The sequence below is a fragment of the Sorangium sp. So ce131 genome, from assembly GCF_051519095.1.
In the GTDB taxonomy this organism is placed as follows: Bacteria; Myxococcota_A; Polyangia; order Polyangiales; family Polyangiaceae; genus Sorangium.
The window spans coordinates 3,868,709-3,894,783 of the sequence record NZ_CP150455.1 but is presented as its reverse complement, the minus strand read 5'-3'; the positions used below and the strand labels follow the sequence as shown (position 1 = coordinate 3,894,783).

Sequence of the window (26,075 nt, the reverse complement as noted above, 5' to 3'; positions counted from 1 at the left end):
CCGGCGCGAGGGGCGAGTTCGTCGCTCCTCGCGCCCGGGCCGCGGCTCACGCGTAGCGCGCCGGCCCCGCCCGCCGCCCGAACGCCCCCGGCAGGCCGTTCGCGCCGAGCGCGTACGCGATGCTGCTCTGCAGGGTCCCCATCGTCACGATCGACCCGAGATCGACGTTCTGCTCGACGAGGGCGCGGGCCACCTCCGGCCGCACCCCCGAGAGCACGGCCTTGGCCCCGAGCAGCTGGAGCGCCTTGGTCGTCTTGATCAGCGCCTCCGCCACCGTCGCGTCGACCCGCGCCACGCCGGTGATGTCGAGGATCACCACCTTCGCCTGCCTCGCCTGGAACCCCGTCAGCGCCGTCTCGAGCACCTGCTGCGCCCGCGCCCCGTCCATCGCGCCGACGATCGGCATGACCAGCACGTCGTCGGTGATCGGCATGAGCGGCGTCTGCCGCCGCAGGATCTCCTGCTGGAGGAGCTCCCGCTCCGCCTCGGACGCCGCGCGCAGCTCGAGCTCCCGCTGGAGCTGCTCGTTCGAGCGCTGGAGCGCCTCGGTGCCCCCGCGGATGCTCGCGATGAGCAGCGCGTTCTCCAGCGCGATCGCCGCCTGCGACGCGAGCAGGCCCGAGACCTCGACCCGCCCCGGCGTGAACGCCCGCGGCGCCGCGTTGTTCTCGAGGTACAGGATCCCCGCCGAGCGCCCCTGGTGCGTCATGGCGAGGCACAGGATCGAGCGCGGCTGCCGGGCGGCGATGTACGGATCGCCGGCGAAGCGGCTGTCCTGCCGCGCGTCGTTCACCACGACCGGCTCGCGCGTCCTCGCGACGAGCTGCACGATGCTCGGCGCGACGTCGCCGCCCTCGAGCGCCGGGGTCGAGAGGCCCGTCTTCACCACGTCGGGATCGACGCGCATGGACGCGACGATCACGAGCTTGCCGTCGCGCTCCAGGATCAGCGCGCCGCGCTGCGCCCCCGCGTTCGCGACGAGGCTGCGCATCAGGCGGTCGAGGAGCCGGTCGAGCACGTTCTCGCTCGCGACCGCCTGCATGGCCCGGACGACCGTCGCGACGTCGAACGCCTCGGTGCTCCCCCTGCGCGTCACCGTGGTGCCGACGACCCGGGTCGCCGGCGCCCCGCCGGCGGAGGCCTCGTCGATGAGCCCCGGGTGCTCCGCCGCGAGGCGCTCGGCCTTGGCCGTCGCGCCCCACCGGAGGTACGCCCGGTGCGCGTCGGTCATGTACCACCGCGCGATCCGCTCCCGCCCCCGCTTCACGTAGAACCGCGCGCACAGCTCGTTGGCGAGCGCCTCCTGGTGAACGAACTGGCCCTCGCGCGCGCCCTCGATCGCCTCGTCGTAGAGCGCCGCCGCCTCCGCGTCGTCGCCGCGGACCCGCGCCATCTCGGCCCCGATCAGCCGCTCCTTGTGCGCGTAGTTCTCCGGCGCGTGCTTCGCCCAGCCCGCGAGCTTCGCCCGGTGCTCCGCCGCGGCCGCGAGGTGCCGCTCCCGCTCCTCGTCGGTCACCGAGGCGCACAGCCCGAGCAGCGCGAGGCCCGTGTAGAAGGGGATGTCGTTCAGCAGGAACAGGCTCATCGCGCTCGCGCTGTGCTTCTCGGCGCGCGCGGCCATCAGGAGCGCGCCGGCGTGGTCCCCGTACAGCACCGCGAGCACGAGCCTGTTCACGAAGTACCAGCACCGCGGCAGCTCCTGCGCCGGCGAGAGCCCCGCGAGGTACGCGCCCTCGTCGAACGCCGCGTCGCTCAGGCTCTCTCGCCCGCTCGTCTTCCCCGAGAGGCAGGCGATCATCTGCTGCGCGACGGCGAGCACCGGCGTCGCGAGCGGGTCCCTCGTCCGGTGCAGGAACCGGAGGAAGCCGGCGATCTCCTCGTTCAGCCCGACGAGCTCGTGGCCCGACGAGAGCATGATCGTCACGATGTTCAGGCAGGTGTACGCCCCGAAGCTGAAGTCCCCCGAGCTCAGACCGGCGCGGTACGCCCTGGAGAGGCACGCGAGCGACGCGCGGGTCGGCTCGAAGAAGTGGGACGGCGCGCCGCACACGAGGTACGCCTTGCACTGGAGCTCGAAGGACTCGGGCCGCTCGCAGAGCTCCAGCGAGACCCGCTGGAACTGCCGCGCCTCCTCGTACCTCCCCATCGCCCCGGCGAGCAGCAGGCAGTAGATGCCGTAGGCGCACGCCGCCGCGGGCGAGTTGCCGTACCGGAGCGAGAGGTTGACCTGCGTCGCGGCGATCAGCGCGAGCAGCATCGGATCGAGCGTGTACGCCCCCGGGATCATCGCCGCGAGCAGCCGCAGGGCGGCGAGCTGCTCCGCGTCCCCCGCCCACGGCGCGTCGACGAGCTCTTCGATCCGGCGCCCGCCCAGGTTGGCCGGCATCTCGGCGAGCGCGGCCCCGAACGCCGCCTGGATCCCCGGAAGGTCCTCCGGCAGCGCGATCCCGAAGAGCGCCACGCCCTCCCGGCCGACGCGCAGCACCTCGGCGAACTCCCCGCGCATCGTGTGCACCAGGATGCGCAGGTTATAGACCTCGGCGCGCTCGAGGCGCGAGCGCGCGTGCGAGAGGAGCTCGCGGATCAGGGCCTCCGCCTGCGCCTCGTTGCCGCTCAGCCACTCGCACTCCGCCCGCTCCCGGTGCAGCGCGAAGGTGAGCGCGTAGTCCTCCTCCCAGCCCCCCGCCCCGAGCAGCGACATCCCCGCCCTGAAGTGCTCGGCCGCCGCCGCGTGCGCCGCGGCCGCCTTGGCCCGCCTCCCCACGGCGAGGTTGAGCCCCGCGAGCGCGAGCTGCTCCGGCCGGTCCTCGATCAGCGCCGCGCCGATGTTGCTGTGGTGGACCACCTTGAAGAGGTCGTCGTCGCTCGGCGCCTCGCCGAGCTGCGCGCGGATGAGCCGCCCGATCCGGAGGTGCACCTCCTGCCGCCGCGCGCCCTCGATGAGCCCGTAGGCCGCCTGCTGCCCGCGGTCGTGCAGGAACCGGTACCTCACCTCCAGCGCCTGCTCCGGCAGCGGGCCCTCGGACGCGTGCAGCAGCCGGTAGCTCGGGTCGAGCGGCACGACGAGCCCCTCGCGCAGCGCATCCCAGAGGTCGGCGGCGACGTCGGCCGGCGGCCGCTCGCTGACGATCGACAGCGTCTTCAGGTCGAACTGGTGGCCGACGCACGCCGCGAGCGCGAGCGCGCGCTGCGCCGCGGGCGAGAGCCGCTGCATCTTGTCCACGAGCAGGTCGTGCACGCTCGCGGCGCCCCACCGCTGCCGGATCTGCTCCACGTCCCACGCCCACCGGCCGGCCGCCGGGTCGAAGGACACGAGCCTCGCCGCGTAGAGCTCCTTCAGCAGCTGGCTCAGGAAGAACGGGTTCCCCTGGCTCGTCGCGTAGAGCACGCCCGAGAGCGCCTCGACCCGCTCTCCGGGCGCGCTCAGCGCGTCCGCGACGAGCTTTTGCACGTCCGCGGGCGAGAGCGGCGCGAGCTGGATCTCGCGCCGCTCGACCCCCGCCTCCCGGAGCTCCCCGAGCCACGTCATGAGCGGCTGCCCCGCGATCGCCTCCTGGTCCCGGTAGGCGCCCACGATGAGCAGGTAGGCCCCGCTCGGATCGGTCAGGACGAGCTCGAGCAGCTTCAGCGAGGCCGCGTCGGCCCACTGCAGGTCGTCGAGGAAGAGCACCACCGGCTGCTCCGCCGTCGTGATGACGCGCAGGAAGTCCTGGAACACGAGGTTGAACCGGTTCTGCGACTCGCTCGGCCCGAGCTCGGGCACGTCGGGCTGCGGCCCGAGGACCAGCCCGAGCTCCGGGAGCAGGTCCACCAGGATCTTGCCGTTGCTCCCCGCCGTCCGGAGCAGCTTGTCCCTCCACCGCTCGAGCGCCTCCGCCGGCTCGGTGAGGAGGCTGCGGACGCGCTGGCGCAGCGCCGCGGCCACGGGGGCGCGCGGCATGCTCCGGCTCAGCTGGTCGAACTTCCCCTCGATGAAGTGCCCGCGCCGCTGCGCGACCTCCTTCTGGAGCTCGCTCACGAGCGCCGATTTCCCGATGCCCGCGCCCCCCGCGATCATGAGGAGCTCGCACTTGCCCCCGCGCACCCGCTCGAAGGCCGCGAGCAGCTCTGCCATCTGCCGGTCGCGCCCGTACAGCTTCTGGGGGATCCGGAGCTCGCTCGGGACGTCGCGCGTCCCCAGCTCGAACGGCTCGATCCGGCCCGTCGCCTCGATCGCCGACAGGCACCTGTCCAGATCGGCCTTGAGCCCGGTCCCGCTCTGATACCGATCCTCGGCGACCTTGGACATCAGCTTCTGCACGATGTCGGACACCGGCCTCGGGATCTCCGGCGAGCGCTCGCAGAGCGGCGTCGCCGTCCGCGCGATGTGGCTGTGCATGAGATCCACCGGGTCCGACGCCTGGAACGGGAGCACCCCGGAGAAGAGCTCGTAGAGCGTCACGCCGAGCGAGTAGAGGTCGGTCCGGTAATCGATGACGCGGTTCATCCTGCCGGTCTGCTCCGGCGACATGTACGCGAGCGTCCCCTCCAGGAGCTCCGGGCTCTCCGCCGCAGGCGCCTCCTCCTCGGAGAGCCGCGTCGAGCTCCCGAAGTCCGTCAGCTTGATCTGCATCGTCTCCGGGTGAACGAGGATGTTGTGAGGCTTCACGTCCTTGTGAATGACGTGCCTGCCGTGCACCTCGGCCAGCGTCCCGGCCAGCGACGACGCGATGCGCAGCTTCGCCGGGAGGTCGAGCCTCCTCGAGCCGAGGAGCTGATCGAGCGGCACCCCGCCGAAGTCCTCCATCACGAGCGCCGCCCCGCCCGGGATCTTCTCGAGCTGGTAGGCTCGAATCACGCTCTCTATCTGGAGATCGCGAGTCGCCTCGAGCTCGTGTCGGAGCTGCGCGACATGCCGGCGGCCGACGTGCTCACCCTTCAGCACCTTGATCGTCACCGGCGCACCATCGGCGTCGCCGCGCGCACGGTAGAGCACGGTATCCGCGTTCTCGTACAGCAGCTCAACCAGCGTATAGGGGAGATCTCCGAGCCTGGTCCTGCGCATGGTCTGTCGATGGTTGCATGGGGCGAATGCGTGGGGCAAGACCTGATGCGGCATTCTCCTGCGCCGCATCAACCGATGTCCTGCGGGCCGCGTCGCCGCGCTGATGTGCTGACGCGCTGACGCGCTGACGTGCTGGAGCGTTGGCGTGCTGACGTGCTCTCGCGCTGCTCGCTGACGTGGTGGAGGGACGCACACACGTGCTCTCTTTGAAGCGGGCTGCCGTGGTCATGCGACGTCGCCAGCGGTGTCGGGCGCGCCTCGGCGGCGGCCGCCCCGCGTGACGCGCGCGCCGGCGCGGGCGGCGCGGGCGGCGCGCGGGGGCCCGCGCGCCGCATGTCGTCGCGGCGGCCTGTCTGCGCCACCACAGATGCTAGGCTGCGCGCGCATGAGTCTCCGGATCATTCCTCTCGGCGGCCTCGGCGAGGTCGGGATGAACGCGATGCTGATCGAGGAGGACGGCCGCCGCGTGCTCGTCGACTGCGGCGTCATGTTCCCGAACGACCAGGTGCTCGGCGTCGAGGTCGCGATCCCCGATTTCAGCTACGTGCGCGAGGCCGGCGGGCTCGACGCCGTGATCTTGACGCACGGCCACGAGGATCACATCGGCGGGCTCCCGTCGCTCCTCCGCGAGTTCCCCGTGCCGGTGTACGGGACGCGCTTCACCCTCCGGCTCGTGCGCGAGCGCCTGCTCGAGCACGGCATCCACGTGCCGCTCCGCGAGGTCGAGCCGCAGCGGCACTTCGTCGCGGGCCCGTTCCGGGCCGAGCCCCTCCGCGTCACCCACTCCATCCCCGACGCGGTCGGCTTCGCCCTCGAGACCGGCGAAGGGATCGTCATCCACACCGGCGATTACAAGATCGACCTGACCCCCGTCGGCGGCGAGCGCCTCGACCTCGGCCGCTTCGCCGAGTACGGCCGCGCCGGCGTGGCCGCCCTCCTCTCGGACTCCACCAACTCCGAGCGCGACGGCTGGTCGGTCAGCGAGACCGCGGTGGCCGAGGGGTTCCTCCGGCCCTTCCGCGAGGCGAAGGGGCGCATCCTCGTCGCCCTCTTCGCCTCCAACGTGCACCGCGTCCAGAGCGTGCTCAACATCGCCGCCGAGCTCGGCCGCAAGGTCGTGCTCGCCGGGCGCAGCCTCAACACGAACACGCGGCTCGCCCAGGAGATCGGCCTCTTGACCGTGCCGCCCGGGGTGCTCGTCGACGACGCCACGGCGGCGACGCTCCCGCCCGAGCGCCTGATCGTGCTCGCCTCGGGCGCGCAGGGCGAGCCGAACAGCGCCCTCGCGCGCATGGCCGTGGGAGACCACCACCGGCTGCGGGTCGACCCGGGCGACATGGTGATCTTCTCGTCGCGCGCGATCCCGGGCAACGAGATCGCCGTGAGCCAGCTGGCGAACCGCCTGGCGCGGCGCGGCGCGATCATCGTCGACCGCGGCCTCGATCCGATCCACGCGAGCGGCCACGCGCAGGCGGGCGAGCAGCAGGTCCTGCTCGACGCGGTGCGGCCGGATCACTTCGTGCCCGTGCACGGCGAGTACCGCATGCTGCTCGCCCACGCGCGCACGGCGATCCGGATGGGCGTGCCCGCCGCGGGCGTGTTCGTGGTCGAGGACGGCGAGACGCTGGTCGTCGAGGGCGGCCGCATGCGCCGCGGCGGTCCGGTGCCGAGCGGCCGGGTGTGGCTCGACGCGCGCGGCGGGCTCGACGTCTCGGAGATGGTGCTGCGCGAGCGCGAGCAGATCTCCGACCAGGGCCTCGTGATGGTGCTCGTCGTGGCCGACCGGAAGACGGGCGAGGTCCTGCGCGGCCCCGAGATCCTCGGGCGCGGCGTGGCGCATTTCGAGGAGGGCGGCCCGCTGTTCGGGGCCGCGGTCGAGAGCGCGCGCGACGCGATCGCGGCGCTGTCGCCGGAGGCGCGCACGCTGGCGCCGGCGCTGGAGGACGCGCTCAGCCGCGGCGTGCGGCGCGTGTTCCGCCGCGAGCCGGGGCGGCGCCCCGCGGTGCTGCCGCTGGCCGTGCTGCTGTGACGGCCTCCTCGCCGCCCGCGTTCCCCTGACGCGGCGCCGGCCGCCCGGGCGGGCCCTTCCTCGCCCGGGCGGGCCCTTCCTCGCCCGGGCGGGCCCTTCCTGAGCGCGGGGAGCGGACCGTCGCGCGGGCGGGCCTTTCCTGAGCGCGGGGAGTGATTACCGTGCAGGGGACCGGCGGAGCCCCTTTGCTCTGCCGTGGCGTGGCCGGGGCCCGGTGGTGGTCCCTCGATGACGCTCCCCTGCGGCGTTTGCGCCGAGGTGAGCCCCCGAAGCGGGCATCGCGCGACCCGGCACCATGGTGGAGTGAACGATGCAGGAGAAGCTCATGAGCTCGCTCCTAACGGGCGAGGCTGAAGACAGGATGGGCGCCGCGGACGACGGCGCCGAGGTGCGTGTGGACGCCGGCTTCGGCCGCGCTGCGGTGCTGCGGCTCGGGGCGCAGGCGGGCGGGGCGGCGGCGTCGCCTCCGCGGGCGAACGAGGACGTGACCGAGCTCTACCTCCAGGAGATCGCGGCCAGCGCGCCGCTCAGCCGCGAGCTCGAGGTGGAGCTCGGCCGCCGCATCGAGGCGGGCGAGCGCGCGGCGGCCGAGGCGTGGGTCGCGTCGCCCGTGGCGCTGCGGGAGCTCGCGGCGATCGCCGAGGATCTCGAGGCGGGCCGGGTCGAGCTCTCGGATCTGCTGCTGAACGCGGACACGGACGATCTCGACGGCGACGCGGCGTCGGTGCGGCTCACGCGGCTGCTGGGGCTCGCGCGGTCGATGCCATCGGCGCGGCAGGCGGAGGGCGGCCGCGCGCGCGCCGCGCTTTCGGCCGGCCTGGCCGAGGTGCGCCCGTCGCCGGTGATCCAGGAGCGGATCGAGCGCGCGCTCCGCGAGGCGGCGTCCCGAGCGGCCGGCGAGGAGCGGCGCGCGATCGAGGCGACGCTCGCGGCGATGCGCTGCGGCCACCGCGCGGCGGCCGAGGCGAGGGCCGAGCTCATCAAGGCGCACCTGCGCCTCGTGGCGGCCGCGGCCCGGCCGCTCCGGCACCGCGGCGTGCCGCTGCTCGACCTCATCCAGGAGGGCAACATCGGGCTGATGCGCGCGGCGGACAAGTTCGACTACCGGCGCGGCTACCGGTTCAGCACGTACGCCACGTGGTGGATCAAGCAGGCGCTGACGCGGGCGGTGCTGTACCAGGGCAAGGTCATCAAGGTGCCCGTGCACCTCGCCGAGAGCCGGCGGCGGGTGCTGCGCGCGCGCAAGGAGATCGAGCAGGAGCACGCGCGCGAGGCGGGCCTGGAGGAGGTCGCGGAGCGGAGCGGCCTCCCGGTGGAGAAGGTGCGGATGCTGCGGGAGATGGCGCTCGAGCCCGTCTACCTGGACGCGCCGATCGGCGACGACGCCGGCGGCGCGCGCCAGGGCGACTTCGTCGTCAGCGACGAGGCGTTGCCCGACGAGGTGCTGGTGCAGAGCCGCATGCACACGCAGGTGCACGCGCTGCTCGAGGTGCTCACCCCGCGCGAGCGCGAGGTGCTCCGGCTGCGGTTCGGCCTCGACGGCGGGCAGGCGCACACGCTGGCCGAGATCGGCGGGATGTTCTCCGTGAGCCGGGAGCGCGTCCGTCAGATCGAGGAGAACGCGCTCAGCAAGCTCCGGACGCTCTCGCGGCGGCGGCCGCTCGAGAGCCCGCTCGGCCCCTGAAAGGCGTCCCGCGCTCCCCGATCGCCCGCGGCCCGCGGGCGACGCGCAGCCTCAGCGCTGCGCGTCGCCGCGGCGGTACTCCGCGGTGGCCTCGTCGAGCCGCGCCTTGAGCTGCGGATCGAGCGCGAGCTCGCCCGCGGCGAGCGTCTCGTCGAGCTGCTCCGGCCGGCTCGCGCCGATGATCGCCGACGTGATCACCGGGTTGGCGAGCACCCACGCCACCGAGACCGCCGTCAGCGACTGCCCAGCTTCGGCCACGATGCCCTTGAGCTTCTCCACCGTCGCGAACGCGCGCTCGTTCCAGTAGCGCTGCTGATAATTCGTTGCCGCTGTACCCAGCGTGAAGCGCGTGCCGGGGGTGGGCCCCGTCTCGGGGCGGTGTTTGCCGGTGAGGAACCCGCCGGCGAGCGGGTTGTACGGGATGACCCCGAGGCCCTCCTCCTGCGCGAGCGGGAGCAGCTCGCGCTCGATCTCGCGGAACAGCAGGGCATACCGCGGCTGCACCGAGACGAAGCGCGTGAGTCCGCGCACGTCGGCGCGCCCGAGCGCGCGCGCCAGGCGGTAAGCCAGGTAGTTCGACACACCGATGTACCGGGCCTTGCCGGAGCGCACCACGGTGTCGAGCGCCTCCAGCGTCTCGTCGATCGGCGTGTCGCGATCGTCGGAGTGGAGCTGGTAGAGATCCACGTAGTCGGTGCCGAGCCGGCGCAGCGAGGCGTCGATGGCGTCCAGGATGTGCTTGCGCGACGCGCCCTGGTCCCAGTCGTTCGGGCCGACGCGGCCGACGCACTTCGTGGCGAGGATAAAGCGGTCGCGCTTGCCCTTGAGCCACCGGCCGACGATCTCCTCCGTGCGGCCGGCGGTCGGCAGCCCCCCGCCGAGCGGGTAGACGTCGGCTGTGTCGAGGAAGTTGACGCCGGCGGCGGCCGCCTTGTCGAGGATGACGCGGGAGGTCTCCTCGTCCGTCTGGAAGCCGAACGTCATCGTGCCGAGGCACAGGCGGGAAACGGTGAGGCCGGTGCGGCCGAGTCGGGTCGTCGGGATCGTCATGGTCTTCGCTGGTTTCTATGGGACGCGCCCATGCGGTTTTCGGACAGGGTTCCTCAGGGTGTCACGGGATCGGCCCGGCGGGGCGCGCGATCGCGGTCCGGCAGCGGATCAGTAGTAGATGGGCCCGACGCTGCCGCCGCCCGCGACGATGGAGTCGCCGTTGATGGCGACGCTCCGCGGCGAGGCGAGGAACGCGACGACCCAGGCGACCTCGCGGGCGTCCACGATGCGGCCGATGCTCACCGAGGCGGCGAGCTCCTTCTCGGACTCGGCCCGGGTGCGCTCGGTGCGCGTCGCGCCGGGGTGCACGACCGTGACGTTGATGCCCCTCGGGCCGAGCTCATCCGCCAGGTTCTTCGTGATCGCCGCGACGCCGACGTTGCGCAGGGTGGCGACCGGCCGGCCGGTCTTGCGCACGGCGAGCCCTCCGATGTTGATGATGCGGCCCCATCCGTTCTTGATCAGGTGCGGGGCGACGGCGCGCGCGGTCCGCAGATACCCCACGACCTTGATGTTGATGTCCTCGATCACCTGAGCGTCGACGATCTCCGCGAGGCTGGTGGCGGGCGAGATGCCGCCCGGCACGGCGGCGTTGTTGACCAGGATGTCCACGCCGCCCAGCTCGGCGACGGCGCGCTCGACGAGGGTGTTGACCGACGTCTCGTTGCCGGTGTCGACGACCAGCGGGACGACGCGGCGGCCGGTCTCCGCCGACAGCTCGGCGGCGGTCGCCTCGAGCTTGTCCTTGCTGCGCGCCGCGATGACGACGCTGGCGCCCTCGCGCGCCAGCTCGCGCGCGATGGACTTGCCGATACCGCGGCTGCCGCCGGTGACGATGGCACGTTTGCCGGTGAGTTCGAGATCCAAGGACGGCTCCCTTCCGCGACAGGAACTGACGCAGCGAGATGGGGTGCTCTCGCGCGGGGCGCGGAGACCACGTCGAGCGATGACGCCGGACAGGGCGCCTGCCCGGCGGGGCGAGCGGTTGGCAAGCGTCGTTCCATGCTGGAGGGTCCATGAGAATGGCCGCGCGGCGGGGCGGGGAGCACGTCCGCGCGCTGCCTCGCGATCAGCAGGCTGCTGGCGAGGTGCTGCGGGCGAAGCAGCGCGGGCGGAGGCGCTTCACGAGGAGGCGAGCGAGGCGGCGACGCCGAACGAGAGGTGCGCGCGCGGGCGCCAGCCGGTGGCGGCGCAAAAGCGGCGGGGATCGCCGACGAGCCACGGGGGCTCCTCGGGGCGCGGCGGACGGGCGCCGAAACCGAGGAGCGACTCCGGCGCGCCGAGCTGCCGCGCGACCTCGAGGCAGACCTCGCGCACGCTCGTCGGGCGGCCCGAGCAGACGTTGTAGGCCGCGCCGACGTCGAGCCCCTCGGTCGTCGCGCCGAGGAGCAGCGCCTCCACGACGTCGTCCACGAAGGTGAGATCGCGGCGCTGCGTGCCGGGGGTCAGGTCGACGCGCTCCCGCGCGCGGAGCCGGGCCGCGAGGTACGGGATGAGGCGGTGCGGGGCCTCGCCAGGGCCATAGACGCCGAAGAGGCGGAGCACCACGAGCGGCACCGACAGGGCCCGCGCCACGGCGCGGCCGTAGTCGTGGGCGGCGGCCTTGGCGGCGCCGTAGAGGTCCGAGGGGGCGCGCGGCGCGCCCTCGTCGACGAGCTGACCTTCGGGGACCGCGCCGTACTCCGAGCAGGAGCCCGTGAAGACGACCCGCGCCCCGCCCCAGCCGGCGGCGGCCTCCAGCGTCGCGGCGAGGGCTAGGACGTTGCCTTCGAGGAGCGCGCTCGGCGCGCGCTCGCTCGGGTTCACCCCGGCCGACGCCAGGTGGAAGACCACATCCGGCGGCGCGTCGCCGAGCGCGTGGAGGAGCACGTCCCGCGTCAGGCGCTCGAGCGGGAGCCGCCGGAGGCGCTGGCTCGGCGAGAGGGGCGAGAGGCGCGCCCAGCCCGCCGAGCGCGCGGGCCCCGCCGCGACGACGGCGCACCCGCCTTCGAGGAGCCGCCGGACGAGCGCCGCGCCGATGAACCCGGTCGCGCCCGTGACGAGCGCCGAGCCGAGCCTCACGCGAGCCTCGTGGCGAGCTTGAGCTGCTGCTCGACGAGCGGCCGCGCGTGCCCGCGATCCTCGAGGTAACGCGCGTACCACGCGCTCGTGAGCTCGATGGCGCGATCGGTGTCGAGGAGCGGGCGCCAGCCGAGCCGGGATCGCGCCTTGCTGCAGTCGAGCCGCAGCGTGTTCGCCTCGTGGAGCAACTCGCCGTTCGAGGGCTCGGCGAGCTCGAGCGAGCCCCGCCCGAGCTCGCGGACGATGGCCTCAGCGAGGCGCTGCACCGTCCGCGGCTCGGCGTCGTCCGGGCCGAAGTTCCAGGCGCCGCTGTACCGCGCCGGATCGTCCCAGAGCTTGCGCGCGAGGAGGAGGTAGCCCGAGAGCGGATCGAGGACGTGCTGCCAGGGGCGCACGGCGCGCGGGTGCCGGATGCGCACGGCCTTGCCCTCGACGACGCTCCGCACGATGTCCGGCACGATGCGGTCCTCCGCCCAGTCCCCCCCGCCGATGACGTTCCCGGCGCGCGCGGTCGCGAGCGCCACGTCGCGCCCGTAGAACGACTGCCGGTAGGCCGCGGCGACGAGCTCGGCGCAGGCCTTGCTCGCGCTGTACGTGTCGTGGCCGCCGAGGGCGTCGGTCTCGCGGTAGCCCCAGACCCACTCGTTGTTCTCGTAACATTTGTCCGTCGTCACCACGAGGACGACCCGGACCGACGGGAGGCGCCGCGCCGCCTCGAGCACGTGCGCCGTCCCGAGCACGTTCGTCGCGAACGTCTCCACCGGCCTCGCGTACGACTTGCGGACGAGCGCCTGCGCCGCGAGGTGCAGCACGATCTCCGGCTGCGCCTCGGTCATCGCCCGCGCGAGGTGCGCCTCGTCGCAGATGTCGCCGAAGATCGAGGTGACCCCGTCGTCGATGCGCGCGTCGGCGAAGAGGCTCGGCGCGCCCTCCGGCGGCAGCGAGTAGCCGGTGACCTGCGCGCCGAGCAGGCGCAGCCAGGCGGTCAGCCAGGAGCCCTTGAACCCCGTGTGCCCGGTGACGAACACGCGGCGGCCCGTGTAGAAGCCGAGGTGCTCGCTCATGACCACGTCCTCCAGGGCGCGCGCCCCTCGTCCCAGAGCCGCTCGAGGAGGCGCTTGTCGCGCAGGGTATCCATCGGCTGCCAGAAGCCCTCGTGCCGGTAGGCCATGAGCTGCCCGTCATGGGCGAGCCGCTCGAGGGGCTCGCGCTCGAGCGGCGTCGCGTCGTCGCAGTCGAGGTACTCGAGCGCGCCGGGCTCGAAGACGAAGAAGCCCCCGTTGATCCACCCCGCCTCGGCCTGCGGCTTCTCGGCGAACGCCGCGACCTTGCTGTCCCGCAGATCGAGGACGCCGAACCGGGCCGGCGGGCGGACCGCGGTGATCGTCGCGAGCTTGCCGTGGGACCGGTGGAAGGCGACGAGCTTCGAGACGTCGATGTCCCCTACCCCGTCGCCGTAGGTGACCATGAATGGCTCCCGGCCGAGCACGCGGCCGAGGCGCCGGATGCGCCCGCCGGTCTGGGTGTGGAGCCCCGTGTCGATGAGCGTCACGCGCCAGCTCGGGCAATGGACCCCGAGCGCGTCGACCTCGCCGCTCCGGAGGTTCACCGTGAAGTCCGCGCGGCGCGTCCGGAGCCCCGCGAACCAGTCCTTGATGAAGTCGCCCTTGTAGCCGCAGGCCACGACGAAGTCGTCGAAGCCGTGCGCGGCGTACATCTGCATGATGTGCCAGAGGATGGGCTGGCCCCCGATCTCGACCATCGGCTTCGGCCGCTCGACGGTCTCTTCACTGAGGCGGGTCCCGAGCCCGCCGGCGAGCAATACGGTCTTCATCGCTGAACCTCCTGTGCGTGGCTTTCCTGTGGGGCGAGCGCGCGGCGCACCGCGCCGGCGACCGCGAGGTCCCCGGCGAAGGCCCACGAGAGCGGCTCGTGGGTCACGGTCGCGTCGCTCGCGACGTGGAAGAACAAGAGCGCCTTCACCGCGGGGTGGCGCTCCGCGAAGCCCGTCAGGGCCTCCTCGTACCAGCGCGCGCGGTCCCCGCCGGCGGCGAGCGTGCCGAACTCGGCGATCATCATCGGCTTGCCGAGCGGCGCGAGGCGCTCGTAATGGCGCGCGAAGAGCTCCTGGAACGAGTACCACTTGGACCAGCGGACGGCGGTCCCGTAATTGAGGACGCCCGTCGCGACCCAGTCGACCCACTCGTTCCCCGGGTAGTACTCCCAGTAGTTCTCGTACGAGACGCTCGGCGCCCATACCCAGAGGACGTTCGTCGCCCCGGCGGCGCGGAAGCGCCCGACGACGTGCCGCCACGCGCGGATGAACTCCTCTGGGTTCGGGTTGTTCACCGGCCCCCACGGGTAGCGGTAGCCGTCGTTCATCTCGTGCGCGAAGCGGAGGAGGATCGGGTGCCCGTGCTCCGCCGCGGCCTTGGCCCAGCCGTCGACGTAGGCGTCGTACTTGCCGTCGGCGATGTCGGTGAGGCCGCCGTGGTCCCGCGTCGCGGCCGGACGGAGCGACCAACTCGGGCGCTGGAACGCGCTGAGCCAGGGCTCCCACGTGATGACCGGCACCGAGCCCACGGCCCAGATGGCCCGCGCGGCCCGGCTCGGGAAGGCCTGGTCCGCGCCGTCACCCCAGGCCGCGTAGATCTGCGCGAGGAGGAGCGTCTGGCCCACCGCCTCCTCGAGCGCGAGGAACCCGCCGATCTCGCGCGGCAGCCCGCCGTCGTGCGCGCCGTAGAGCAGGCGCGTCGGGGCGCGGAGGTCCGCGAGCTTCCGCGACGCGAGCTCCGCGGACAGGCGCGCGAGCCGCGCGTCGCGCTCGGGGCCGGCGGTCCAGGCGAGATCCGCCGTCGCCACGGCCGCGCTCGCCGTGCCGAAGACGGACGCGAGGTAGGACTCGGCGGGCTCGCGCCCGTATGTCGAGAAGAGCACGGCGAGGGCGGCTCCGGTCGTGGCGGCAGCCGTCAATGCGAGGCGATGCGAGCGCTTCATGGTCATCCTCCGGCGACGGTCGTGGCCGTCGTGGTGATCGTCGTGGTCGCGGCGTCGGGCGCGGGGAGGCGCTCCCACGGGTCGACGCCCGGCTCGCGGCGCGGCGGGCGCGCGGCCCAGGCGATCGCGCCGAGCATCGACGCGGCCCCGAGCGCGCAGAAGAGGAGCATCGCCCAGTACGACTCCGCGTCGCTCCAGCGCTCGGCGAGCTGATGCGCGGAGGTCCGGAGCCAGAGGCTCGCGCCCGTCGTGACGAGGAACGAAAGGACGACGAGCAGGTGCGGCCACGCGAGCGGCAGGAGCCGGCCGCCGAGCCCGCGCTTCGGCGTGGGCACGTAGCGGACGAGGCGCTTCGCGACCGCCAGGACCACCCCGAGCGTGTAGACGGGGAAGGCGGCGAGCTTGAGGAGCAGGGCGCGCCAGTGGAGGCCGCCCTCCGTGGCGCGGTCGCAGAACCACCGCTGCCCGTAGAAGTGGAGCGCGACTGCCGCGGCGACGATGGGGGCGCCCGCGACGACGAACCCCGCCGGATCCACGTGCATGGGCCAGAGGTCGCCCCAGAGGGCGAGCAGCGGCAGCACGAGGTACGTCAGCGTGGCGGGGCCGGTGAGGTAGTACGTGCCGATGGCGATGTAGGAGAGCCGCTGGCGCGCGCTCAGCCGGAAGAAGCGCGGCACGACCTCGGCGAAGAGCGCGTCGACGGCGCCGGTCGCCCACTTGAGCTGCTGGGTGAAGTACCCGCCGAGGTCGTCGGGGACGAGCCCGCGGCTGACGATCTCCGGGACGTAGACCGACTTCCATCCGGCCGCGTGCAGCCGGATGGAGGTCATCAGGTCCTCCGCGAGCCCCACGGCGTGCCCGGCGATGGACGCGAGCGCGGCGCGGCGGAAGGTGCAGTTGGCGCCGATGGCGACCGCGCAGCCGAGCCCGTGCAGCCCGAGCTGCATCGGCCCGTAGAACCCGTAGGTCTGCTCGGCCGCGCCGCGGGCGATCGGCGAGTCGGCCTGGTTGTAGTAGCCCTGCGAGACCTGCACGAAGCCCACGCGCGGGTCGTCGAAGTGCCCGAGCACGCGGTCGAAGAACTCCGGGAACGGCAGGTGGTCCGGATCGAGGACCAGGACGAAGTCCTCCGTGGTCCGCAAGAGGGCCGCGTTGATCTTGCCGGCCTTGGCGCCCGGGACGCCGCACGAGTCGAGCCACACCGCGCCGTGCCGCTCGGCGAGCGCGCGGAAGCGCGGGTCGCCCGTGCCGTCGAGCAGGTAGGTGCGGTGCGGGTAGCGGACGCGGGCGAGCGCCGCGAGGGTCGCCTCGAACATCGCGATCGGCTCGCCCGGCGCGGCCGTGGTGAAGATCGCGACGGAGAGCCCTTCGGGCGCGGGGCGATGCGCGACGGGGCCCAGCGCGAGGTACCCGATCCAGGCGAGGACGATGCGGCCGATGCCGTACCAGACCGCGATCGACAGCGCGACGAAGGCCGCGAGGTGGGCGACGTGGCGCTCCTGGAACCAGAAGCTCGCGAAGCCGGCGACGCCCGCGAGCCCGAAGGCCACGAGCGCCCAGACGATCATGCGATCGACGAGCCGCACGGGCGCGGCCGACGACCACCGGAACAGCCCCGGATCAAAGCGGGAGCTCGAGACGAAACGCCGCGTCATGGAACCTGTAATAGAGCTGGTGGTTGTGGTGGTAGGTGACGCCCAGGCGGGCGCCGCCGAGGTCGAGCGAGGCCCCCGCGCGGATGTCGACGTAGGTGGTGTCGACGCGCGACGCGGCGCCCCAGGCGAGCGCGGTCGGATCGAGCTCGCTCCCCTGCACGGCGACGTCGCCGCTCGCGTCGAAGCGGAGCTTGCCGAGCGAGAGCGCCGCGACGACGATGGGTCCGTGGCGGCGCACGCCGAGGGGTGTGAAGTACGGCGAGTAGGTCTTCTCGGTGAGGGACCAGCGCGAGCTCGAGGTGTCGGCCCAGGCCGCACCCCACCCGGCCTGGAGGCTCAGCCTGCCGCGCAGGATCGGCGCCACGGCCCAGCCGTAGGCCGTGAGCCCGTCGTTCCCGTCGGAGTACCAGCGCCCCTCGCCGCGGAGCTCTCCGCTCCAGCCCTTCCAGTCGACGACGGCGAGCGCGCCGCCCGCCGCGCTAACGAACACGTGCTCGCGGATCGCCGCGTGGCCATCGAGGAGCTCCTCGCGGCGCGCCGAGGCGCGGAGCCTGAGCGGCGTGAGCCACCGCCCTTCGATCTCGCCGCTCCCCGACACCTGCACGCTGCCGTCGGCCCAGAGCCGCGCGATCCCCGTCGCGCTGACGTCGAGGTCCGCCCTGGCCGGGCGGAAGAGCAGCCCCGCGAGCGCGCCCGCGGCGTAGGCCGGCGTCGCGCTGCCGCGGGGATCCGCCGTCGCGCTGCCGCGGGTATCCGCCGTCGCGCTGCCGCGGGTATCCGCCGCCGCGCTGCCCTCGTCGAGCGCGCGCGGGTACCAGAGGCCGAGCGCGTGGAGCCGCAGCGAGAGGCTCGCGCTCGGCCAGAACGACAGCCCGGCGCTCTGCGACCCGCGATCGAGCGGCTGCGTGTCGAAGAAGGCGCGGGTCTCCACCTCGAGGCGCGGGGCGAGCGCCGCGTCGAGCTGCCCGCGAAGGATCCCGGCGTCGCGCGCCGCCTCGCTCTCTTCGGGGACCTGCGCGAGGGCGGCCTCCGCCGCCGCGTAATCGGCGATGGCGAGCCGCTCCTGCGCCTCGGCGACGTGGCGCCAGTCTCCGGGGAGCGGGCGCGGCTCGGCGCCGGCGGCCCGCGCGAGGGCGGCCGTGACGAGGAAGCACGGAACGAAGGAATGGAGGTGCATGGCAAGGAAGCGGGACAGCGCGTCCCGGTCGACCCCAAAGGACCGCCCCCGCCCCGGGACGGCTCACCGAAATGCGCGGAGACCGCGGAACGATGCGTGGAACGATTCGTGAGCCGTCCCGGGCTCCAGCGGGTCCTTTGGTGGAGAGCCATGCCCACGCGCATTCCCCCATCCCTGCTCCGGAGCGCCGCCCCTCGGCCCGGCGACGCCGTAGAATCCCGTCGAGGAGACCACCTTGGCTAACGGATCGCGCTCATCGCTGCCGCACGCCGCGGGCCGCGCCAGCGCCGCGCCGAGCGGCGGGCAGCTCGTCGCGCTGCCGGTGGAGCGCGACGACGCCGAGCTCCTCCGGCGGCTCCAGCGCGGAGACCCTTGGGCGAAGGCGGTCCTCTTCGAGCGTTACGGCGCCCTCGTCGAGCGCGTCGCGCGCCGCATCCTCGGGACCGAGCGGCACACCACGTTCGCGGACGTCGTGCACGACGCCTTCGTGTCCGCCTACGCGAGCGTCCACCAGGTGAGCGACGCGGCGGCGCTGACGTCGTGGATGAGGTCCGTCGCCGTCCACGCGGCGTGCAAGAGCATCCGCCACCACAAGGCCCGGAGCTGGCTGCGCTTCTTCTCGCCCGAGGACATCCCCGAGCCCCCGGCGCGCGGCGCCGACGCGGAGCTCCGGGAGGCCCATGACCGGACCTACCGGCTGCTCGAGTCCTTCCCGCTCGACGAGCGCGTAGCCTTCGCTTTGCGCTACATCGAGGGGATGGAGCTCACCGAGGCGGCGGCCGCCTGCAGCGTGTCGCTGGCGACGATCAAGCGGCGGATCGCCCGGGCCGAGGCGCGCTTCGTGAGCGCCGCCCAGCGAGACCCTGTGCTCGCGACCTGGATCGAGGAGGGGACGCGATGGAACCCGTGACACGACGCATCGAGCCCCTCGGGGCCGAGGTGGCCCGCACCTCCGATCGGAACGCGAGGCCGGCCGAGACGCTCGCCGCGGCCCGCGCGCGGCTCTTCGCCGCCGAGGCCGAGGCCCCGCCGCGCCGGCCGCGCTTCGCCGCCTGGGCCGCGGCCGCCGCGCTGCTCGTCGCGGCCGGCGGCGCCGCGCTCTTCCGCGCGGCCTGGGCGCCCGGGGCCGGGAGCGAGCTCGCCGCGAGCAGCGCCGCGGCCTCCGCGGGCGAGCCCGCGCCGGGCGCGGGCGCGCGGGTCGAGGCGCGCGACGCGCCCCTCGCCTTCACCTTCGCCGAGGGGACCTCGGTGCGGCTCGACGCGCGGTCCGCGCTCCAGGTCCTCGCGACCGACGCGCGCGGCGCGGAGCTGCGTGTGGAGCGGGGCGGCGTGGACTTCCACGTCGTCCACCGGAGCGACACGCGCTGGGTCGTCCACGCCGGGCCCTACGCGGTGCGCGTGACCGGGACGCGCTTCGAGGCGCGCTGGGCCCCCGAGGCGCGGCGCTTCACGCTGACGCTCGCCGAGGGGAGCGTCGAGGTGACGGGCCCGGAGCTCGGGACGGCGCGGCTGTCCGCGGGCGATCGGCTCGACATCACCGCGCCGGGCGCGATCGCCGCGCCGAGCGCGATCACCGCGCCGAGCGCCCCCGCGCCGAGCGGCGCCGCCGCTCCCCCCGCGGCGGACGCGTCCGCGGCGGTCGCGGCGCCGCCCGGGGTCAACGACCCGCGCGCGCCGGGGCTCGACGCGACGGACACCGGGCCGCGCTGGCAGCCCCTAGCGAGCGCGGGGCGCCACGAGGAGGCGCTCGCGGCCGTCGAGCGGCAGGGCGTCGACGCCGTGCTCGCGCGCGCCACGCCCCAGGAGCTCCGCCTGCTCGCCGACGCCGCGCGGTACGCCGGGCGCCCGCGCGTCGCGCGCGCCGCGCTCCTTGCCCTGCGCAAGCGGCACGGCGCGCGCGGCGACTCGGCGTTCCTCCTCGGCAAGCTCGCCGCCGATCAGCTCGGCGATCCCGGCGACGCGCTCGCCTGGTTCGACACCTACCTGCGCGAGGTGCCGGGCGGCGCCCTGCGCGAGCAGGCGCTCGGGCGGAGCCTCGAGCTCCAGCAGCGGCGGGATCCGGAGGTCGCGCGCCGCGACGCGCTCCGTTACCTCGCCGAGTACCCCCAGGGCGCCTACGCCCCCCTCGCGCGCTCCCTCGCCGATGGGCGCTGAGGTCGCCCCGGCGCGCCGCGCCGCCGCCCGCGCCGGCGTCCGCTTCCTTGCGGTGCTCGGCGCCCTGCCGGGCCTCCTCGGCGCGGCGGCGCCGCCCGCGGCTGCGCCCGCGCCGTCCGCGGCTGCGCCCGCATCGGCCAGGGCCAGCGCGCCCGCGCCGCCCGCGCCTCCGCCCGCGCCGGCCAGGGCCAGCGCGTCCGCGCGAGCCATCGTGGCCCTCTCCGGCGACCCGGCGGACGCGACGTTTCAGCGGATCCGCGACGAGCTCCGCGCGCTCGACGTGCGCATCGCCACGGGCGGCGCCGAGGACGCCGACGCGCGCGTCGTCCTGGCCCAAAAGCGCGTGACGATCGCCCTCGCCGCGCGGCACGGAGGCGGCGAGCTCGAGGTCGCTGTGCGCCGCGGCGAGGGCCCCGAGGTCCTCGCCCTGGCCGCCGTCGAGCTGCTCCGCGCCCGCCTCCTGCACCGCGACGCGCTCCCTCCCCCGGCCGCTGGCACCGACGCCGGCGGCCAGGCCCCGCCCTCGACGGCCAGCCCTGCCGGCGGCTCCTCCGCGAGCCCGGCCGCCTCCGCGACGGCGGCATCCCCCGCGCCCCCCGCCGCCCGCGCGCCCGCGCCGGGCGCCCCCCCACCCTCCCGCGAGCCTTCGCGAGGCGCCGGCGACGACGGGCGGCCCCCCACGCGCTTCGTCGCCTCGGTCGGCCCCACGCTGCTCTTGGCCGGCGGCGAGATCCCCCCGACGCCGGCGCTCTCGATCGGCGTGTCCGCGACCTTCCGCGGCTGGTACATCGCGGCGGGCGGTACCACGACGCTCGGCGGCACCTCCTGGGAGGTCCCCGGCGGGCGGCTCGAGCACGGCGTCGCGCTCGTCGGCGCCGCGGCGGGCGGCGCGCTCTCCTTCGCGGGCGGCCACGGCCTCGTGACGCTCGGTGCGGGCGCGTCCGTGCTGCGCCTCCGCTACCAGACGCTCCTCGCGTCACCGGTGTTCGACGGCGCCTCCGGCACCGCGTGGGCGGCCGTCCCGCACCTCGAGGCGGGCCTGCGCTGGTTCGTCCACGATCACGCGGGCTTCCGCCTTGGCGGCCTCGCCGGCGCCGCGCTCCCCGCCGTCGACATCCCGTATCCTGAGCTCACCGCCGCCGGCTCGGGCCCCGCCGCCGACGCCACCCGCTACGGCCGCCCCCTCCTCGCCGTCTCCCTCTCGCTGGAGGCGCGCCTCTGAGAGCCCGGGGATCGAGGTTGGATCCGCCGGATCGACAGAGCATTCTTCAAGGCGCTCCGAACCCCCGGCCGGTCACAGGAGCTTCCGGGCGATCGCGCGGGTCAGGGCGAGGAGGTTGTCGCTCGTGAAGCGGAACCAGAAGCCGACGTAACAGCCGTTGGTGCGGAAATCGGGGTTGGCCGCGGCGTAGACCTTGGCCGCGGGGCGCTCGAAGTAACGCGGCGGATAACGGGCCAGTGTCTCCTCGGTCATGAAGATGTCGACGAAGAACAGGCCAGTTTCTTCGTCGACGTGAAAATGGCTCTCGCGGGCGAGCGCGATCAGCGCGGCGCGCACGGCCTCGTCCTCCTCCCCTCCCCGGCGCTTCGGGTCGAAGAGCTGATATCGGGCGAGCGCCTCGGTGATGGAGACGAAGCCGAAGAGGCTGGCGATGGAGAGCCGGTAAAAGCGGGTCCGCGGGGCGCGGCGCTTCGCGTCGAGCATGAACAGAAGACCCGAGACGAGGTGCAGACCGCGAGATCGGAAGTCGGGCGAGATCCGCAGCTTCCCGCCCACGATGGCCCGGCTGCGCGGCAGGGCGATGGGCGCGGTCTTCCAGAACTGGAAGCCCACGATCGCGCCCGTGTCGGCGCGGCGGAAGACGTGGACGACGTCGTTGGTCTCCGCGTGGACGCGGAAATGGTCGAACTCCTCGGCCATGAGCGCGTTCGAGAGGGCGTGGAGCTCGCGCAGGCGGCCCTCGGTGAAGTCGCGCCGCCGGAGGACCTCGAGGCGGACAGCGGGGCGGTGCGGGGAGAGACGGAGAAGCAGGTTCAGCATGGAAGGTCCCAGAACGAAGAAGGTGAGTGTCGCGCGCCCCCGCCGCGACGCGACGCGACGCCCATCATCCACGCGAGCACCACGACAGGCAAGCTCGTCGTCCATCGACTCGTGCTCGGCCGCGCGGGCCGATTGACTTCACGAACGGAGCTGGCAGGATGAATGCGATGAGATCGCGCTGGCGCCTCGTGATCGGCTTTCATCTGTCGCTCGCGTCCCTCTCGCTCGCGTCGAGCGGGTGTCAAAATATCTTGGGGATCCGGGACGTTACCATCGACGAAGATCCGGGCGGCGCCGGCGGACACCCAGGACAGGGCGGGGCGCCCGCGGAGGCCTCCAGCAGCGGCGCCGGCGGCGCCAGCAGCACCGGCTCGGGTCCTGTCGCCGAGGGATTCTCGTTCACCATTCTCTCGTCGAACGTCGCGGTCCCCCTCGGGGGCAACAACGTGATCGAGGTCGAGATCCGGCGCGAGGGCGGCTTCGACGGAGAGGTGACGGTGGAGCCGAGGAGCGCTCCTGCAGGCCTGCTCGTCGAGTCGGTGACGATCCCTGGCGGGCAGACGCGCGGCGAGGTGGTGGTCGGGGCAGAGGCCCCTCTCGTGCTCGGCGCGGAGCTCTCGTTTGCTCTCGAGGCCACGTCCGGCGATCTGGAGCCGAGGACGGGCTCGGTGACGGACGCGATCGTCACCGGCCGTCCCGGCGCCCTCGACGAGACGTTCGGCGCCGCGACGACCGGCGTCGCCCGGGCCAGCTTCGGCAGCGACGACGGCGGCGGGTTCTTCGATCTCGACGTCGTGGGCGAGCGGATCGTCGCGGCCGGCTCGGGCGCCGGCGGCCTCGGCGGGTACTCCTTCGCGATCGCGCGCCTGACCAGCAGCGGAGAGCTCGATCCCGGGTTTGCCGAGGGTGCGGTCATGAAGGCCCGCCTCGGCAGCTCCAGCGGAGCGAGCTCCCGTGCCGTGGCCGTGGGACATCAGCTGAATGGCCGGATCATCGCCGTGGGCTCGCACGAGGAGTCCGGCGCGGCAGACATCGCGCTCGTCCGTCCCGGGGCTGCAGGCGGGCTCGGCGACCCTCTCTTCGGCGCGAGCGGCAAGAGCCTGATCGACCTGGGAGGCCTCGAGCAGGTGTCGGACGGGCTGGTCCTGGCGAACGACAGGATCCTCGTCGCTGGCCAGCGAGACGACCGGCTCATGGTGGCGCGCGCCACGTCGAGCGGCGATCTCGACCTCACGTTCGCCGCGCCGGACGGGTACGCGACGTGGGCGCTCGACGAGCCGTCCAGCGCGCGGGCCATCGCGGTGGACAGCCGGGACCGGATCATCGTGGCAGGCCAGGCGGGCGCCGAGGGCGAGGGCGACCTCGTCGTCGCCCGTTTCCTCTCCGACGGCCAGCTCGACACGTCGTTCGGCACAGGCGGTCACCGGCTCATCGAATCGCCGGGCTCCGACGAGCGCGCGGCGGCGGTCGCGCTCCTGCCCGACGGCCGCATCGTCGTGGCAGGCGACTCGAACGCCGGCGGCAACATCGACTTTCAGCTCGTCCGCCTGCTCGCGGATGGATCGTTGGATTCGAGCTTTGGCACGGAAGGCGTCGCCACGATCCCGGTCACCGGCGGCGACGATGTCGCCGAGGACATGGTCCTGCTCCCGGACGGCCGGCTCCTCGTCGTGGGCAACACGAGGGGCGGCGCCACGGCCGGGCCGGTGCTCGCGCGCACCACGCGGGACGGCGCGCCGGATCCCCATTTCGGCACCGGCGGGGTGTCCTCCCTGTATGTCGGCGAGTACGGCAGCATTCGCTGCGTCGCGGTCTACCCGGGTCACAAGGTCGTGATCGGCGGCGGCGACGAAGGCGGCTCTCCTGGACCAGGGACGTACGGCGTGGTGGCGCGACTCTGGATGTGAGGTTCGGCGCGCGGAGGTCGCCCCCTCTTGTTACTCCACGGCTACTCCACGGCTACTCCACGGCTACTCCACGGCGAACACGGCGCTCAGCAGATCCTGCGGCCGGGACGAGGCGCCGATATGGGCGCGGAACTCCCCCGGCTCCACCGTGCGCCGCCCTCCGGCGTCCACGATCGACAGCTCCGCGGCAGGGACGTCGAAGCGCACGGCGCGCGCCTCCCCGGCGGCGAGGCTCACGCGGCGGAACGCCTTGAGCTCCTTGACCGCCCACGTCGACGACGTCACCAGGTCCTCGATGTACAGCTGGACGATCTCCACCCCATCGCGCGCCCCCGTGTTGGTGACCGTCACCTCGAACGACGCGGCGCCGTCGCGCCCGAGGCGCGGCGTGAGGACCTTCAGGTCCGCGTAGGTGAAGCGCGTGTAGCTCAGGCCGAAGCCGAACGCGAACGCCGGCTCCTGGGTGAGGTCGGCGTAGCGATTGCCGTGCTGGCCGCGGGTCTGGTTGTAATAAACCGGCTGCTGGCCCACGTGGACGGGGAACGAGATCGTCAGCTTGCCAGAGGGGTTGATCCGCCCGAAGATCAGCTCGGCCACGGCCCGGCCGCCCATCATCCCCGGGTTGAACGCCTCGACGATCGCCGCCATGCCGAGCGCCGAGCGCGGCAGGACCAGCGGCTTGCTGTTGACGAGGACCACCACCGCGGGCGTGCCGCTCCTCGCGATCGCGTCCGCGAGGGCCCTCTGTCCGCCCATCAGCTCGAGCGTGGCGGTGCTCTTCGTCTCGCCGATGTACTCGATCCGATCCCCGAGGGCGAGGACCACCACGTCGGCGCTCCGCGCGAGCTCCAGCGCCTCGGCGATGCCCGACTCGTCGTCGGTGACCACCGAGCAGCCCGCGGCAACCACCACCTCGCACCCCGCGGGCGCGAGCTCCCGTATCCCGTCCAGGATCGTGACGACGCTCGAGCGCGGGTGCTGGGGCCCGTTGGCCCCGTTCATCTGCCCCGATCCGAGCGACCAGTCGCCGAGCTGGGCGATGGTGTCGTCGGCGTTCGGGCCGATCACCGCGATCCGCCGGAGCGGCTTCTTTGCCGCGCCCTCCCCCGCGGCGGCGCCCCCGTCCGCGAGCGGCAGGATCCCGTTGTTCTGCAGGAGGACCAGCGACGCTCGGGCCACCTCCAGGTTGAGGTCCCGGTGCGCCGCGCACCCGATCACCTCCTTGATCCGCTCCTCGCTGCTGTACCCCGGGTCCTCGAAGAGCCCCATCGAGAACTTGAGGGCGAGCACGCGCCGCACCACCGCGTCGATCTCGGCCTCCGAGAGCAGCCCGCGCCGCACCGCCTCCTGGGCCCCCTCGTAGAACTGCGGGGTCGCCATCATCAGGTCGTTGCCGCTCTTGACCGCCACCGCGGCCGCCTCGGCCATGTCCTTGCAGACCTTCTGATCGAGCACGAGGTTGCCCACGTTGTTCCAGTCGGTCACGACGATCCCCTGGAATCCCCACTCCTCCTTGAGGACCTCCGTCATCAACCAGCGGTTCGCCGTGGCCGGGATCCCGTCCATCGACTGGTATCCCGTCATGAAGGCCATACAGCCGCTCCGGGCCGCCCTCTCGAAGGGCGGCAGGAAATAAGAGCGCAGGTAACGCTGCGAGATGTTCGCCTCCGAGGCGTCGCGGCCGCCCACCGTCTCGGAGTACCCCGCATAGTGCTTGGCCGTGGCCAGCACCGCGTCCGGATCGTCGAGGCCCTTGCCCTGATAACCCCTGATCATCGCGCAGGCGAGCTCGCCGATCAGGAACGGATCCTCGCCGAAGGTCTCTCCCACCCTGCCCCAGCGGAGATCGCGCGGCAGGCACAGGACGGGGGAGAAGGTCCACTTGAGGCCGGTGGCGCGCATCTCGGCGGCGGTCACCCGGCCCACCTGCTCCAGGAGCCCCGTGTCCCAGCTGCACGCCATCGCGATCTGCGTCGGGAAGATCGTGGCCCCGGCCCAGAACGAGTGGCCGTGGATGCCGTCGTCGGCCATGAGGACCGGAATGCCGAGGCGGGTGCCCAGCGCCCGCCGGATCGCCACGTCCGCGTCCTTGCCGTTGCAGTGAAGGAGGCTGCCCACCTTCATCCGCCCGATGGCGTCCTCGAGGTCCCCCTGGGCGTCGAGCTGCATCAGCTGACCGACCTTCTCGTCCAGCGTCATCCGGCTCAGGAGGTCTTCCACCCGCTTGTCCACGGGTTGCTTCTGGTCTTTGTAGAGCGGCGCATCGTTCATGAGGC

17 protein-coding genes are annotated in these 26,075 nt (G+C 73.5%); 6 read left to right on the top strand and 11 right to left on the bottom strand.

The annotated features are described in order from the left end of the window. Nucleotides 1-46: 46 nt before the first annotated feature. Nucleotides 47-5,044 carry an AAA family ATPase gene (locus tag WMF43_RS14460; protein WP_437680728.1) on the bottom strand — a complete coding sequence of 1,666 codons (4,998 nt, stop codon included), beginning with the start codon at nt 5,042-5,044 and terminating at the stop codon, nt 47-49. Nucleotides 5,045-5,429: 385 nt separating this feature from the next. Here WMF43_RS14460 and WMF43_RS14455 point away from each other — a divergent pair, with 385 nt between their 5' ends. Both WMF43_RS14455 and WMF43_RS14450 read left to right on the top strand, forming a co-directional pair. Further along, nucleotides 5,430-7,073, top strand: coding sequence for a ribonuclease J (locus WMF43_RS14455; RefSeq protein ID WP_437680727.1), 1,644 nt, complete (start codon nt 5,430-5,432; stop codon nt 7,071-7,073). Nucleotides 7,074-7,398: 325 nt separating this feature from the next. Next, the gene (locus WMF43_RS14450) at nt 7,399-8,757 is read left to right on the top strand and encodes an RNA polymerase sigma factor RpoD/SigA (protein WP_437680725.1); all 1,359 of its coding nucleotides are present in this window, start codon (nt 7,399-7,401) and stop codon (nt 8,755-8,757) included. A gap of 51 nt (nt 8,758-8,808) precedes the next feature. Here the strand turns inward: WMF43_RS14450 and WMF43_RS14445 are convergent, their stop codons facing one another. The 8 genes from WMF43_RS14445 to WMF43_RS14410 all read right to left on the bottom strand — a co-directional run bounded on the left by WMF43_RS14445 (nt 8,809) and on the right by WMF43_RS14410 (nt 17,697). After that, complete coding sequence (locus WMF43_RS14445; RefSeq protein ID WP_437680723.1) at nt 8,809-9,807, bottom strand: aldo/keto reductase; 999 nt, start codon at nt 9,805-9,807, stop codon at nt 8,809-8,811. A gap of 108 nt (nt 9,808-9,915) precedes the next feature. Next, nucleotides 9,916-10,674, bottom strand: a complete 759-nt coding sequence (locus WMF43_RS14440) for an SDR family NAD(P)-dependent oxidoreductase (protein ID WP_437680721.1) — start codon at nt 10,672-10,674, stop codon at nt 9,916-9,918. A 255-nt stretch (nt 10,675-10,929) separates the two neighbouring features. Next, nucleotides 10,930-11,868, bottom strand: coding sequence for an NAD-dependent epimerase/dehydratase family protein (locus WMF43_RS14435; RefSeq protein WP_437680719.1), 939 nt, complete (start codon nt 11,866-11,868; stop codon nt 10,930-10,932). Beyond that, a complete protein-coding gene (gene rfbG, locus WMF43_RS14430; protein WP_437680718.1) occupies nt 11,865-12,932 on the bottom strand; it encodes a CDP-glucose 4,6-dehydratase in 1,068 nt (355 codons plus the stop codon). The genes WMF43_RS14435 and rfbG overlap by 4 nt, the downstream gene beginning before the upstream one ends. Next, nucleotides 12,929-13,702 carry a glucose-1-phosphate cytidylyltransferase gene (gene rfbF / locus WMF43_RS14425; protein WP_437680716.1) on the bottom strand — a complete coding sequence of 258 codons (774 nt, stop codon included), beginning with the start codon at nt 13,700-13,702 and terminating at the stop codon, nt 12,929-12,931. Before rfbF ends, rfbG begins: the two co-directional genes overlap by 4 nt. Then, complete coding sequence (locus WMF43_RS14420) at nt 13,699-14,865, bottom strand: glycoside hydrolase family 26 protein (protein WP_437680714.1); 1,167 nt, start codon at nt 14,863-14,865, stop codon at nt 13,699-13,701. Before WMF43_RS14420 ends, rfbF begins: the two co-directional genes overlap by 4 nt. A 2-nt stretch (nt 14,866-14,867) precedes the next feature. Beyond that, on the bottom strand, nt 14,868-16,520 hold the full coding sequence (locus tag WMF43_RS14415; protein WP_437680712.1) for a glycosyltransferase family 2 protein: 1,653 nt from the start codon (nt 16,518-16,520) through the stop codon (nt 14,868-14,870). Then, complete coding sequence (locus tag WMF43_RS14410) at nt 16,486-17,697, bottom strand: hypothetical protein (protein WP_437680711.1); 1,212 nt, start codon at nt 17,695-17,697, stop codon at nt 16,486-16,488. The genes WMF43_RS14415 and WMF43_RS14410 overlap by 35 nt, the downstream gene beginning before the upstream one ends. Nucleotides 17,698-17,932: 235 nt before the next feature. Here WMF43_RS14410 and WMF43_RS14405 point away from each other — a divergent pair, with 235 nt between their 5' ends. Genes WMF43_RS14405 through WMF43_RS14395 form a run of 3 tightly spaced genes read left to right on the top strand, consistent with a single transcriptional unit; the run spans nt 17,933 to nt 21,073 of the window. Continuing rightward, nucleotides 17,933-18,607, top strand: a complete 675-nt coding sequence (locus WMF43_RS14405; RefSeq protein ID WP_437680709.1) for an RNA polymerase sigma factor — start codon at nt 17,933-17,935, stop codon at nt 18,605-18,607. Then, nucleotides 18,595-19,851 carry a FecR domain-containing protein gene (locus tag WMF43_RS14400; RefSeq protein ID WP_437680707.1) on the top strand — a complete coding sequence of 419 codons (1,257 nt, stop codon included), beginning with the start codon at nt 18,595-18,597 and terminating at the stop codon, nt 19,849-19,851. Before WMF43_RS14405 ends, WMF43_RS14400 begins: the two co-directional genes overlap by 13 nt. Continuing rightward, the gene (locus WMF43_RS14395) at nt 19,841-21,073 is read left to right on the top strand and encodes a hypothetical protein (RefSeq protein ID WP_437680705.1); all 1,233 of its coding nucleotides are present in this window, start codon (nt 19,841-19,843) and stop codon (nt 21,071-21,073) included. Before WMF43_RS14400 ends, WMF43_RS14395 begins: the two co-directional genes overlap by 11 nt. 72 nt (nt 21,074-21,145) lie before the next feature. On the opposite strand, the gene WMF43_RS14390 is transcribed toward WMF43_RS14395, so the two are convergent. Continuing rightward, nucleotides 21,146-21,892, bottom strand: coding sequence for a hypothetical protein (locus WMF43_RS14390; RefSeq protein ID WP_437680703.1), 747 nt, complete (start codon nt 21,890-21,892; stop codon nt 21,146-21,148). A 167-nt stretch (nt 21,893-22,059) separates the two neighbouring features. On the opposite strand from WMF43_RS14390, the gene WMF43_RS14385 reads away from it, so the two are divergent. Then, nucleotides 22,060-23,799, top strand: a complete 1,740-nt coding sequence (locus tag WMF43_RS14385) for a hypothetical protein (protein ID WP_437680701.1) — start codon at nt 22,060-22,062, stop codon at nt 23,797-23,799. 63 nt (nt 23,800-23,862) lie between these two features. Here WMF43_RS14385 and WMF43_RS14380 read toward each other — a convergent pair whose 3' ends face one another. After that, nucleotides 23,863-26,070: a glycoside hydrolase family 3 N-terminal domain-containing protein gene (locus WMF43_RS14380; protein WP_437680700.1), complete on the bottom strand. Its 2,208-nt coding sequence runs from the start codon at nt 26,068-26,070 to the stop codon at nt 23,863-23,865. Nucleotides 26,071-26,075: the final 5 nt, after the last annotated feature.

Bases quoted from the DNA above. Each gene is read 5' to 3' on its own strand.
- WMF43_RS14460 (WP_437680728.1), bottom strand. From the start codon at position 5,044: ATGCGCAGGACCAGGCTCGGAGATCTCCCCTATACGCTGGTTGAGCTG.
- WMF43_RS14455 (WP_437680727.1), top strand. From the start codon at position 5,430: ATGAGTCTCCGGATCATTCCTCTCGGCGGCCTCGGCGAGGTCGGGATG.
- WMF43_RS14450 (WP_437680725.1), top strand. From the start codon at position 7,399: ATGAGCTCGCTCCTAACGGGCGAGGCTGAAGACAGGATGGGCGCCGCG.
- WMF43_RS14445 (WP_437680723.1), bottom strand. From the start codon at position 9,807: ATGACGATCCCGACGACCCGACTCGGCCGCACCGGCCTCACCGTTTCC.
- rfbG (WP_437680718.1), bottom strand. From the start codon at position 12,932: ATGAGCGAGCACCTCGGCTTCTACACGGGCCGCCGCGTGTTCGTCACC.
- rfbF (WP_437680716.1), bottom strand. From the start codon at position 13,702: ATGAAGACCGTATTGCTCGCCGGCGGGCTCGGGACCCGCCTCAGTGAA.
- WMF43_RS14420 (WP_437680714.1), bottom strand. From the start codon at position 14,865: ATGAAGCGCTCGCATCGCCTCGCATTGACGGCTGCCGCCACGACCGGA.
- WMF43_RS14415 (WP_437680712.1), bottom strand. From the start codon at position 16,520: ATGACGCGGCGTTTCGTCTCGAGCTCCCGCTTTGATCCGGGGCTGTTC.
- WMF43_RS14410 (WP_437680711.1), bottom strand. From the start codon at position 17,697: ATGCACCTCCATTCCTTCGTTCCGTGCTTCCTCGTCACGGCCGCCCTC.
- WMF43_RS14400 (WP_437680707.1), top strand. From the start codon at position 18,595: ATGGAACCCGTGACACGACGCATCGAGCCCCTCGGGGCCGAGGTGGCC.
- WMF43_RS14395 (WP_437680705.1), top strand. From the start codon at position 19,841: ATGGGCGCTGAGGTCGCCCCGGCGCGCCGCGCCGCCGCCCGCGCCGGC.
- WMF43_RS14390 (WP_437680703.1), bottom strand. From the start codon at position 21,892: ATGCTGAACCTGCTTCTCCGTCTCTCCCCGCACCGCCCCGCTGTCCGC.
- WMF43_RS14385 (WP_437680701.1), top strand. From the start codon at position 22,060: ATGAGATCGCGCTGGCGCCTCGTGATCGGCTTTCATCTGTCGCTCGCG.
- WMF43_RS14380 (WP_437680700.1), bottom strand. From the start codon at position 26,070: ATGAACGATGCGCCGCTCTACAAAGACCAGAAGCAACCCGTGGACAAG.